Genomic DNA, 12,468 nt, shown 5'->3' with positions numbered 1-12,468 from the left:
ATTATACTTTAACATTGAAATGACCGTTTTCCATAAAAAAACACCCACAAAAGTGAGTGTTTTATAAACGCAGTGGGTATGTTTAAACTTCGCGTACCGCACCTCGGGCTGCACTGGTAGTATGCATCGCATAGGCTTTTAGTGCTTTAGAGACTTTACGTTTACGTTCTTCAGCTGGATGCCAGCCTTTTTCTTCCTGCACCGTACGGCGATGCGCCATTGTTGCATCATCCACATTTAAGTGAATGGTACGGTTTGGAATATCAATTTCAATGGTATCACCATCATGCACCAAACCAATTGCACCGCCTTCTGCGGCTTCTGGAGATACGTGGCCAATGGAAAGACCAGACGATCCTCCCGAGAAACGACCATCGGTAATCAAAGCACAGTCTTTACCCAAACCTTTAGATTTAAGATAACTGGTTGGATATAGCATTTCCTGCATACCCGGACCACCACGTGGGCCTTCGTAGCGAATGACCACTACGTCACCTGCTTTAATATCACCACCTAAAATTGCTTCTACGGCTGAATCCTGACTTTCAAAAACACGGGCTGTACCTGTAAATTTGAGAATGGATTCATCGACACCCGCTGTTTTGACGATACAACCATCCAAAGCGATGTTACCGTAAAGAACAGCCAAGCCACCGTCTTGAGAAAAAGCATGTTCAGCATTACGGATCACGCCTTTTTCACGGTCGCCATCCAGTGTTGAATAATAACGATTTTGTGAAAATGCCACTTGCGTCGGTACACCGCCCGGCGAAGAACGATAGAACTCATACACTTCAGGGGCTTCGGTACGAATGATGTCCCATTTATCCAGTGCATCTTTTAAGGTTTTTTCATGCACACTATTCACAGAGGTGTCTAGTAAACCGGCACGATCCAGCTCACCTAAAATTGCCATAATTCCGCCCGCGCGATGTACATCTTCCATATGTACATCTTGTTTCGCTGGCGCAACTTTTGATAACACAGGCACTTTACGCGACAGGTTATCGATATCATCCATGGTGAAATCGACTTCGGCTTCGTGTGCCGCCGCCAATAAATGCAGCACTGTATTGGTCGAACCACCCATAGCAATATCTAGCGTCATCGCGTTTTCAAAGGCTTTTTTGGTAGCAATGGAACGTGGCAAAATGCTGTAATCATCTTGTTCATAATGACGTTTTGCCAATTCAACGATCAATTGTCCCGCACGTTCAAATAGTTTTTTACGGTTTGCATGGGTCGCGACAATCGAACCATTACCCGGCAAAGACAAACCTAATGCTTCGGTTAAACAGTTCATTGAGTTCGCAGTAAACATCCCTGAACATGAACCACAGGTTGGACAAGCCGAACGTTCAAAAGCCTGTACTTCTTCATCTGTATAGCTGTCATCCGCAGCGACGACCATTGCATCGACCAGATCAATCGCTTTTTCATTGCCACGAATTTTGACTTTACCTGCTTCCATCGGGCCACCAGAAACAAAAACCACTGGAATATTCAGGCGCATTGAAGCCATTAACATGCCTGGGGTAATTTTGTCACAGTTTGAAATACACACCATGGCATCGGCGCAGTGTGCATTGACCATATATTCGACAGAATCTGCAATCAAATCACGCGAAGGCAATGAATACAGCATGCCATCATGCCCCATCGCGATACCATCATCGACCGCAATAGTATTAAATTCTTTTGCAACACCACCTGCTGCCTGAATCTGTTCAGCCACCAGTTGACCTAGATCTTTAAGATGTACGTGTCCCGGAACAAATTGAGTGAACGAGTTGACCACCGCGATAATCGGTTTACCAAAGTCTTCATCTTTCATTCCTGTTGCGCGCCATAAGCCACGCGCACCAGCCATATTTCTTCCGTGCGTAGATGTTTTTGAACGATAATCAGGCATTTGCGTTTCCAACAAGTTGTGCTTGAGACAAATCTAAATGGGTCTCTGGCTAAATTAGGCTATTTCAGCAGATTCTTACATCATACTACAGCTTAGTGTTTAAGCGATGAGCAAAAATGACTTTCATTTTAAGGCACATTCGATGCACGCTGCTCATCACAAAACCATAAAATGGGGATAATAGGAGATTCAATATAAACTGATCTGTTTAAAATTGAATACAAAACTTTCATGAATAATTTTTTAATTTTGCATTACCTTTTGTTATTAATAAAAATAATGATGCTCAAACGCACCCAATATGCCATTTAAACCATTGTAATTACGCAAATAATCACTGGATTTTAGGCTTAAACGCGGTTTTGCCTTATAATAGCGATAAGTTTTTATGGAAGTGAATGTGTGAAAGTTATTTTTGCAGGAACACCTGAATTTGCCGCTACGGCTTTGGCTGCCTTAGTTCAAACAGAACATGAGATTGTTGCTGTTTACACTCAGCCAGATCGCAAAGCAGGTCGTGGTCAAAAACTCACACCTTCTCCAGTCAAGCAACTCGCGCTTGAACACCATTTAGCTGTTTATCAACCTTTACATTTTAAAGCATCGACAGGAGAAGGTCTGACAGCTCAGCAACAATTGGCTGAGTTGGGTGCAGATGTCATGGTCGTTGCAGCTTATGGTCTGATTTTGCCGCAAGCAGTTTTGGATACACCAAAGTATGGTTGCCTGAATATTCATGGTTCATTATTACCCCGTTGGAGAGGTGCAGCACCTATTCAACGTGCCATTGCCGAAGGTGATACTCAGACAGGTGTCACGATTATGCAAATGGCAGCAGGTCTAGATACAGGCGATATGCTCTACAAAACCTTTTATGATATTCAAGACACGGATACATCTGCCAGTTTATATGAAAAATTGGCCACTCAAGGCGCAGAAGCCATTTGCAAAGTGCTAGAGTCAGAACAGAGCCTACAAAGTTATTTGCATACCCGTCAGGTTCAGGATGAGAGTCAAACGGTCTATGCGCACAAACTCACAAAACCTGAAGCACAAATTGACTGGTCGCTCGATGCAGTTCAGATAGACCGCAATATCCGAGCCTTTAATCCGTGGCCTGTCGCTTATATTGTGCTTGATGAGAGCAATAACTTACGTGTCTGGAATTCCAGTATTTCTTCTTTCAGCAATGAAAATGCTAAAATCGGTGAGATTATTGCCATAGATAAAAATGGCGTACATGTCGCCTGTGCTACAGGTGCAGTCTGCTTGAGTTCATTACAATGGCCAGGTGGTAAGGCTTTAAATCCTGTACAAATTCTACAAACGCAAAAACTTAATATTGGGCAAGTATTGGCATGAAACAATTTCCGCGTCCAAGTACCGAACTTAATTTACGTGCACAAGTCGTGATAACACTTTTACAGGTGCAACAAGGTCAATCTTTAGCGAGCTTATTACATCAGCAACTGAGTGAAATTCCAGAACGTGATCGTGCTTTGTTTCATGAACTGGTATTGGGAACCCTACGCCAATGGTATGCACTCAAAGCAATCACCTTACCTTTATTGACCAAACCTCTGAATAATGAAACAGTTGAAACCTGTTTGTACGTTGGGCTATATCAAGTATTGTGTACGCGCATTCCTGCACATGCTGCCATTTCAGAAACAGTTACTGCCAGTAAACAACTCGGTTTTCATGCTTTAAGCGGTATTGTGAATGCCATTTTACGTCGTGCTACGCGGGAAACCGAAGATTTTCAACAACATTTACAACAAGCGCATGGGCTTCCAAGCTGGTTGTATAAACGTTTGAAAAAAGACTGGCCGCTACAAGTCGATGATTTATGTCAGCAGCTCAAACAAACCGCACCGCTCACATTAAGAATTAACCAGCGCCATATTGGGCGCGATGCTTATCTGGCTAAACTTCAGGCTGAACAAATTCAGGCACGTGCTTGCAACTGGTCAGAGGTGGGTATTGTCTTAGAGCAATCCGTTCAAATCACAGCATTGCCGGGTTTTGAACAGGGCTGGTTTTCGGTACAGGATGAACATGCACAGCTTTGTGCCACCCTGTTACCCGATTTAAATGAGCAAGTCGTTTTGGATGCTTGCGCCGCGCCAGGTGGTAAAACGGCACATATACTAGAAAAATTTAAACCACAGTCTTTGATTGCCTTAGATCAAGATTCAAAGCGCTTACTTCGGGTCACTGAAAATTTACAGCGCTTACAACTGGATCAAAGTCATGTTGAGATCATCGCTGCGGATGCAACCACTTGGCAAGCCAATCAGGCATTAGATTGTATTGTTCTGGATGCACCTTGTTCTGCTACAGGCGTGATCCGTCGTCATCCTGACATTCGTTTATTGCGTCAATCTAGTGATATAGCCCAAACCATCGAACTGCAAAAACAGATTTTGCAGAATTTATGGCAACAACTTAAAGTAGGCGGCACGTTGCTGTATATCACCTGTTCGATTTTAAAAGCTGAAAATGAACAGCAAATGGTTACTTTTTTTGCTGAACATGCCAATGCTGAAGAAATAAAAATCGAGGCAACTTGGGGAATTGAACAAATTCATGGTCGCCAGTTACTTCCAGCCACTGGACAGGGCGATGGCTTTTATTATTGTAAAATCAAAAAAGTCGCTTAATGCGACTTTTTTTATCACCATCCATGATGCCATTAAACAAACTTAAATAGCACCAAACTGAGCGCCAAAGCAGCCATACCAGAAACTAAACCGTACACTGTTTCATGTCCTTTGGAATAACGTTTAGCTGTAGGCAATAATTCATCCAGAGATAAATACACCATCACCCCTGCGATCAGACCAAATACAATGCCATAAACCATCGGTCCCAAAAAAGGTGCCAATACAAAATACCCTAGCGCCGCTCCAAAAGGCTCTGCCAAACCAGACAATAAACTCGCCACTATCGCAACCGATTTCTTTTGTGTGGCAATATAAATGGGTACGGCAATCGCAATACCTTCAGGAATATTATGAATCGCAATGGCAACCGCCAGAGGCGCACCCAACGTTGGGCTATCTAGCGTGGCAAAAAAGGTCGCCAAACCTTCAGGAAAATTATGTGCGGTAATCGCCAATAAAGTGAGTAAAGCCGTACGACGAATCTGTGCCTGATCCAGTTGTAGATTTGCGCTCTTTTCAACCATGGTGTGCGGATTCGGTACAAATCGATCCAGTAATAAAACTAAAACCACACCCGCTAAAAATGCAAAAGTGGCATAAGCATATGCGACTTTATCTTGAAAAATTTCAGAAAAAGCATGCCATGATTTATTGAGAATCTCGGTCAGTGAGACATAGACCATCGCCCCACCAGAAAATGCCAGACCAAAAGATAAAAGACGAAAGCTTGGTTGCTTAAAAAACAGGACAATCGCACCACCGAGCAATGTTGCTAAACCCGCTAAAAAAGTGACTGCAAAAGCAATCCATACATCTGGGCCAAACAATGACGACATGGTGATTGCTCCTAAAAAGAAAGCCACCATCATAAATGATAATGACTTTCATTTTCAATAAATCAATCTATTCCAATACTTAAAAATCAAAGCGTATGCTGATCTTTAACTTCATCTAGCACTTCGTCTAGTTCTTCAGGATGTTTGCTTAAATGCATAATCGAAAGAACCAGACCGCCCCATACAAACACCATAGAAATGATCATCATTATGATTGCAGAAGTATTCATATATGCCTCCTAGCGATCTTTCATTTTGCTTAATACAATAGCCACAACAGCACAGAAAATAACGCTGCCCCAGCCAAATACACCCTGTAAACTCATACTATAAGTATCATAGCCATTTTTGATCAAATTAAAAACCGTCATGCTGAGGGTTGTTAATAGAATCAAAGAAGTAATCACGGTGAGGGTAAAATCCCAACCTTTACCTAATTGAATGGTCGAAATTGCATTGACATGATCTCTTAATTGCACTAAAGCAGAGCGTTTAAACCATGCAACTGCAACAATCGAAATCAACGCCCCCCCAATAATGCCGATGTTATTGATAAAGTGATCTACAATATCCACCAGTTTAATGGCATTTACACTTGAGAATAAAAAGATCGAAACCAGAGCGCTGCCACCACCAATAATCGTGACCGCTTTTTTACGTCCCCATTTGAGTTTGTCTTGCATGGCTGCAATAGGAACTTCCAAAATACTGACCATAGAAGAAATCCCCGCCACAAAAAGTGATGAGAAGAATAAAAGACCGAACAAATCCGCCCCAGCACCTAAACTTGAAATAATTTTTGGAAAGGCAATAAATGCCAGTCCAATGCCGCCACTGACCACGTCCTTAACTTCTGTACCCGCAGCATGCGCCATAAATCCTAATGCAGCAAAAATCCCGATACCAGCCAAAATTTCAGTCGAAGCATTGGCAAAGCCAACAATTAAACCCGAACCTGTAAGGTTAGTTTTAGGTTTTAAATAAGACGCGTAGGTCACCATGATCCCAAAGCCAACCGACAAAGAGAAAAAAGTATGACCATAAGCAGCTAACCAGACTTTATAGTCCATCATCGCCGCCCAATTTGGGGTAAAAAATGCATTCAGTCCTTGTACTGCACCCGGCAAACGCAAAGCCTGAATCACCAAAACTGTGAATAAAACGAACAGTAAAGGCATAAAAATCTTATTGGAGAGTTCTACGCCTTTTTTCACTCCACCATAAAGAATGATTAAGGTTGCCGCCCAGATCCCGACAATTGGCCAAAAAAGATGTCCAACAAATCGAAAATCAAAAGTTTTTGCATCGGTCGTTTGTAAATATGTTTTAAAGAAGAAACCCTCTGGATCACTGCCCCACATTTGCCCGATGGAAAAATAAACATAACTGCCAGCCCAAGTCAGTACACTGGCATAATACAATCCGATAATGATACATACACAGACCTGCCACCAACCCAATGTTTCACCACCGCGAAATAGTTTACGATAAGCTTTAGGCGGTGAATTTCGGGCTTTATGTCCGACTGCATAATCTAAAAATAAAAGAGGCAATCCTGCGGTAATAAGTGCCAATAAATACGGAATTAAAAATGCTCCACCACCATTCTCATAGGCCACATAAGGGAAACGCCAAATATTTCCCAAACCTACTGCGGAGCCAACGGCAGCTATAATAAAACCTGATCGTGAAGACCAGTTTTCACGAGTATCAGTCATAAATGATCATCCTTCGTCTTGATCTTGCTTGGATTAGTTATTGAACATTGCAAGATCAATACCATTTCATAAAATTTGTTTTGCTCTGGACTTTATCTCGCCTTGTGAGCCCTGCTAATGTCCATACAGACAAAAAATTATTCCGTCTTCCTTAAAGATAGTCATATATTTTTTGTCTTTCTAATGGTTGAACAATACCTTCTTTTTTCCTTATTTTCTCTTATTTTGCTGTAAAAAAAGCATTATTGGGCTGTTTTAACCCTTATTTGTTTATTTTTTCTAAAAATTAGGTGGTTAAATGATCCTATTGAAGATTTAATCTAATTAAACAGTGCATTGTAAAAAAGCAAGAAAAGATAAATTAAGCTTTGTGTTTTCATCGCAATTGATCTGCCAATAAGTTCCACGTGGAACTTATACCAACATCCCCCCTATTTATGTTATTGAGTCAAGTGAACATCATTTATAGCAGCTAGGTCAGAAACTTTTATGTACCGAAGCCACTTTCCAAAAGTAAAAATCCAGAAAAAGGTTTTAAATTCAAGTTTTCAGTCAACGTGTGTACTGTTTCTTTAACAGGACTTTATGTTGTAACGAGTGCCTGTGTGATAACAAACACTCGCATTTCGAATAACAGCTCGATTAGGGCTGCTTAATCACCAATAAGCGCTCTTCTTGCATATCGCGAATAGCTGAATGGATGCCTTCTCGCCCCAAACCAGAATCTTTGACACCACCATAAGGCATATTATCAACGCGGAACGTCGGAATATCATTGATAATTACCCCACCGACCTGTAAATGTTGCCATGCATACATCATGTTATTCAGGTTTTGGGTGTATATACCTGCCTGTAAACCAAAACGGCTGCGATTAATTTTGGCAATCCCTTGTTCAAAATTCTTATATTTCTCCAAGATCGCGACAGGACCAAAGGCTTCATCTCTATAAATTTCAAGTTTCTCATCGACATTTTCAAGTAATGTGGCTTCAAACATCACGCCATCTAACAAGCCACCTGCAAGAATTTTTGCGCCTTTTTTCTCAGCTTTATCGAGCCATTTTTTTAATCGAACTGCTTCTTTTTCTTTAATCATTGGCCCCACGATAGTGGTTGTCAGATCTGGATCTCCAGCTGTGAGTTTTTTAACTTTAGCCACTAATTTTTTCTTTAGCTCCGTATAGAGATCAGCATGTACCAAAATGCGTTGTACACTAATACATACTTGTCCAGATTGACCATATGCTCCAGCAATCAGTCTGTCTATCAATGCCTCTGTGATCTCTGTATCTGGTTCAATCATTACGGCTGCGTTGCCACCTAACTCTAGTGTGACCTTTTTACGCCCTGCACGGGCTTTCATATCCCAACCGACCTGATCTGATCCTGTGAAACTGAGCATTTTAAAACGATCATCCGTCACCAAAATATCAGCATCACTCCGCTCACACGGTAAAATTGACCAAGCACCTTTGGGTAAATCTGTTTCAGCCAAAATCTCGGCAATTTTGATAGCGCTGATTGGGGTCAAGCTTGCAGGTTTTAAAACAAACGGACATCCTGCTGCAATCGCAGGCGCAATTTTATGCGCGGTTAAGTTCAGTGGAAAATTAAATGGGCTGATCAGGGAAATCGCACCAATCGGTACATGACGCACCATCCCCTGATAAGCTGCTGCAACTGGGGTCACAGCTAAGGGAATCACTCGACCAGTTTCCATTTGAGTGGTTGCATCCGCAGCTAATTGAAAGGTATTAATTAAACGTTCCACTTCGGCCGCTGCTGCATTGCGGGGCTTGCCCCCTTCTGCAATCAAGATTTCAGTTAATACTTGTTTTTCTTCAGTGAAGCGTTTTACGCAGTGCAACAAAATTTTTTGTTTTTGATACGGCTTCAGAGCTGCCATCTCTGCTTCTGCTTTTACCGCGGCTACGGTCGCCTTTTCGATGATTTTGGCATCTGCCAGTGCAACCCGCGTATACAGATCATGATGAAACTTATGTTGAACCTCAAGCCATTGGCCTGTTTTTACGGGCTTACCTGCCACATAAAGTGGGTATTCAGCAGGTGTAGACATTTGTGTCGGCATAATTAATTCTCTCTTATTTAAATTTAGTCACTGTATTTCAAGATTTATTCTTATATCATGCGCTGAATCTGCCAAATAATCGGCTGTGATTCGGTAACAAATACCAATACAAAATATAGTTTTAGATATTTCAAGGATAGTTTTTCACAATGAAAATGCTTCAAAGTGCAATATGTGTCATGGGTTTAACATTGAGTGGTCTGGCACAGGCCGATTTTATTGGGGTTACGGGTGATATTAATTATTGGTCAGTAGATGGTGACGTAACTGAACACACCTCGGGTTCTTTATATTATGATGCTAATAGTGATCAACTTATTTTAGATCCTTACCTCAACAACACCACTAAATATAACATTGATCGTAACGGTGCTTTTCAGGCTTCTTTGGCGATTGAGCATCCTGTACCCATGATTCCCAACGTAAAACTCAAATATACAAAATTGGATCTGGATGCGCAGGCAAATACGCTTTTTTTGGATCAAGCCAATGTTGACTTAGATCAAACGGATTTGATCTTATATTACGAAATTTTAGATAATGTCATCAGTGCTGATGTGGGTTTGGGTTTGCTTAAGTTAGATGGTCAAGTCAAACAATATCAGTTCAAATCGACGAATGATATTCTATATAAAACCAGTAAAGTCGATGGTTATAATCCGCTAGTGTATGCTCAAGTCGGTGGCAAACTTCCATTTACAGGTTTTCAAGCCAAAGCCGAAATGTTGTATAGCGATTATGATGAAGTCAAAATTAGCGATTTTCAGGCAGAACTTCAATACAATATGATCCAGAATTTATTGGTTGATGTCGGTGCAAAAGTGGGCTACCGCATTTTAAATATTGACCTTGATGATGACAACGATAGTTTAAAAATGGAATTTAAAGGCCCATATGTTGGTCTGGAAGCACATTTTTAATCTTTTTTTTATTTAAAATGCTCTTAAACTATAAGAGCATTTTCTAACACTCTAGTTCCTATGAAAGTTTTCTACTGTCACAACTGTCACCATCAGGTTTTTTTTAACAATACGCATTGTGAAAACTGCCATGCGCTCTTGGGTTATGAAGTCGAAAACAAAACCATGGGGACATTCGAGCAGATCGACGAAGGTATTTGGAAAAGCCTGAATCCTAAAAACACATACAGCTTATATAAACCTTGTTATAACTATCAGCATCATCAAGTGTGTAACTGGATGATTCCAGTAGAAAGCGATCAAATTTATTGTGAGTCCTGTCGCCTAACTCATACCATTCCAGATTTATCTATACCCCAAAACACACTATATTGGCGCAGGCTTGAGCAGGCTAAACGTCGTTTCTTATATTTAACTCAACAGTTGAATATTTTTCCACGTCCCAAAAATAATGATGAAGATCGCTATGGCCTACGCTTTAACTTCCTCATGCCAAGCCCCGATCAACCTGTGATGACAGGACATCAATTGGGAACCATTACCCTCAATGCCAGTGAAGCCGATGTGGTTCATCGTGAAAAAACCCGTCTGGATATGCAGGAAAATTATCGAACGGTACTCGGTCATTTTCGTCATGAAAGTGGACATTACTACTTTGATATCATGACTCATCTTTATCCCGAGTGGTTAGATGAATTTCGACTCTATTTTGGTGATGAACGTGCCGATTATGCACAATCATTAGAAGAGTATTATCAAAAGGGTTCAGACGAACATTGGCAAGATTCATACATTAGCCGTTATGCAGGTGCGCATCCTTGGGAGGACTGGGCTGAAACATGGGCACATTATTTACACATAATGGATACCCTAGACACTGCGTACCACACAGGGATGACCATAGAAGCGAATCACCAGATTGATCCAGACATGCATTTTAAAGAATCACCAATCGGATCGCTAGATTTTGAACATACCCTGACCAACTGGTTTGCCTTGAGTTATGTCCTGAATGGTTTAAATAGAAGTATGGGCTTACAGGATGCTTATCCATTTACGCTATCCAATGCTGTATTGGATAAATTGAGATTTATTCATCGTACACTCATGAAAACCGCGTTAAAACCAGAAATTCGCCAAACGAATCATGAAGAATCGATGTAGGTCACTGCTTATAAAACATATCGATTTTATTACTCAAGTCTCTATCAATTTAGCTTAGATTTTATCTCTATGAAACCAGCATGTTTGTTTGCCGATAACAGTAAAAATTATAGAATCTAAACATCTGGTTAACTTGATGATAAGACTTTGAAAAACTGATCGAATATCAGTTTTTATCTGCGGCTTACTTTGCATTTTTAATCAATACTATTTTTATGAATCAATTTTCATGTAAATAAATCCTACATAGTTATCTGATCTCAACAGATCAAGTATCAAACTACAACAGGAGAATCGCTCAGAATTGGCTAGGCTAAATTCTATATTCCAATAAATAGGATCTAATCTCATGGCAGGCAAAGCATTATTTATTACGTCTAATACGGGTATTGAACATGATGAACTCATAAAGCCTTTCGAGTTTTTACAATCAAAAGGAATAGAAGCTATTCATGCGGCGATTGAACAAAGTGAAGTACAAACGGTAAAACATGATAAAACACTGGGTCCAACTTATACCCCACTAACAAGTTTAGATAAAATAGATCCCGCTGATTACGATATTCTGGTAATACCAGGCGGTACAGTCAACGCTGATCAATTACGTATCGATGAAAATGCAAAACAAATTATTCAATACTTTACAGATCATGCAAAACCCATTGCAGCCATTTGTCATGCGCCTTGGGTACTGATTAATGCAGAACGCATTAAAGATAAAAACTTAACGTCCTATAAAAGCATCCGCTTAGACCTTGAAAATGCAGGAGCGAACTGGGTGGATGAAACTGTACATCGATGTAACACGGGGGGCTGGGTATTGATTAGCTCACGTAATCCCGATGATATTCCCTACTTTAACGAAGCTATCGTTCAGGAATTAACAACCAGTTAGTTTCTTTGATTTTCTATATATTGCATCTATTCTCTTTATAAAAAAAACACCCCCTCTGCATAAGCGGAGGGGGTGTCTTAGATTTAAAAGCTGGCGATGACTTACTCTCACATGGCTAACGCCACACTACCATCAGCGCGAAGAGGTTTCACTTCTGAGTTCGGGAAGGGATCAGGTGGTTCACTCTTGCTATTGTCGCCAGCAAACTGTTGTGGTGCTTTGGGGTCTTATTCACATTACTTAATAATGTATGCCTTACTTACGAA

10 protein-coding genes and 1 rRNA gene are annotated in these 12,468 nt (G+C 40.8%); 5 read left to right on the top strand and 6 right to left on the bottom strand.

Features of this window, described 5'->3' with window-relative positions; genetic code table 11:
• Window positions 1-82: 82 nt before the first annotated feature.
• Window positions 83-1,912 (bottom strand): dihydroxy-acid dehydratase, encoded by a 1,830-nt coding sequence (gene ilvD, locus EGS47_RS07220; protein WP_125269460.1) that lies wholly within the window; start codon window positions 1,910-1,912, stop codon window positions 83-85.
• 402 nt (window positions 1,913-2,314) lie between these two features.
• On the opposite strand from ilvD, the gene fmt reads away from it, so the two are divergent.
• Both fmt and rsmB read left to right on the top strand, forming a co-directional pair.
• Window positions 2,315-3,274, top strand: coding sequence for a methionyl-tRNA formyltransferase (gene fmt / locus EGS47_RS07215; protein ID WP_125269459.1), 960 nt, complete (start codon window positions 2,315-2,317; stop codon window positions 3,272-3,274).
• Window positions 3,271-4,575 carry a 16S rRNA (cytosine(967)-C(5))-methyltransferase RsmB gene (gene rsmB, locus EGS47_RS07210; protein WP_125269458.1) on the top strand — a complete coding sequence of 435 codons (1,305 nt, stop codon included), beginning with the start codon at window positions 3,271-3,273 and terminating at the stop codon, window positions 4,573-4,575. Before fmt ends, rsmB begins: the two co-directional genes overlap by 4 nt.
• Before the next feature lie 32 nt (window positions 4,576-4,607).
• Here rsmB and zupT read toward each other — a convergent pair whose 3' ends face one another.
• From zupT to EGS47_RS07190, 4 genes are all read right to left on the bottom strand, one after another.
• Window positions 4,608-5,414, bottom strand: coding sequence for a zinc transporter ZupT (zupT, locus tag EGS47_RS07205; protein ID WP_125269457.1), 807 nt, complete (start codon window positions 5,412-5,414; stop codon window positions 4,608-4,610).
• 86 nt (window positions 5,415-5,500) lie between these two features.
• On the bottom strand, window positions 5,501-5,644 hold the full coding sequence (locus EGS47_RS07200) for a methionine/alanine import family NSS transporter small subunit (RefSeq protein ID WP_004986166.1): 144 nt from the start codon (window positions 5,642-5,644) through the stop codon (window positions 5,501-5,503).
• A 9-nt stretch (window positions 5,645-5,653) separates the two neighbouring features.
• The gene (locus EGS47_RS07195) at window positions 5,654-7,132 is read right to left on the bottom strand and encodes a sodium-dependent transporter (protein ID WP_049174520.1); all 1,479 of its coding nucleotides are present in this window, start codon (window positions 7,130-7,132) and stop codon (window positions 5,654-5,656) included.
• 642 nt (window positions 7,133-7,774) lie between these two features.
• Window positions 7,775-9,223, bottom strand: coding sequence for an aldehyde dehydrogenase family protein (locus EGS47_RS07190; RefSeq protein ID WP_125269456.1), 1,449 nt, complete (start codon window positions 9,221-9,223; stop codon window positions 7,775-7,777).
• Window positions 9,224-9,372: 149 nt separating this feature from the next.
• Between EGS47_RS07190 and EGS47_RS07185 the strand changes: the two genes are divergently transcribed.
• From EGS47_RS07185 to EGS47_RS07175, 3 genes are all read left to right on the top strand, one after another.
• Entirely contained in the window at window positions 9,373-10,143 is a 771-nt protein-coding gene (locus EGS47_RS07185) for a TIGR04219 family outer membrane beta-barrel protein (RefSeq protein WP_125269455.1), read from the top strand.
• 60 nt (window positions 10,144-10,203) lie between these two features.
• Entirely contained in the window at window positions 10,204-11,307 is a 1,104-nt protein-coding gene (locus EGS47_RS07180) for a zinc-binding metallopeptidase family protein (protein WP_125269454.1), read from the top strand.
• 349 nt (window positions 11,308-11,656) lie between these two features.
• Complete coding sequence (locus EGS47_RS07175) at window positions 11,657-12,202, top strand: type 1 glutamine amidotransferase domain-containing protein (RefSeq protein WP_125269453.1); 546 nt, start codon at window positions 11,657-11,659, stop codon at window positions 12,200-12,202.
• 88 nt (window positions 12,203-12,290) lie between these two features.
• Here EGS47_RS07175 and rrf read toward each other — a convergent pair.
• Window positions 12,291-12,405 (bottom strand): 5S ribosomal RNA (gene rrf, locus EGS47_RS07170).
• Window positions 12,406-12,468 lie beyond the last annotated feature (63 nt).

The organism is Acinetobacter sp. FDAARGOS_515 (assembly GCF_003938865.1).
In the GTDB taxonomy this organism is placed as follows: Bacteria; Pseudomonadota; Gammaproteobacteria; order Pseudomonadales; family Moraxellaceae; genus Acinetobacter; species Acinetobacter ursingii.
This window is presented reverse-complemented; position numbering and strand designations above follow the sequence as displayed.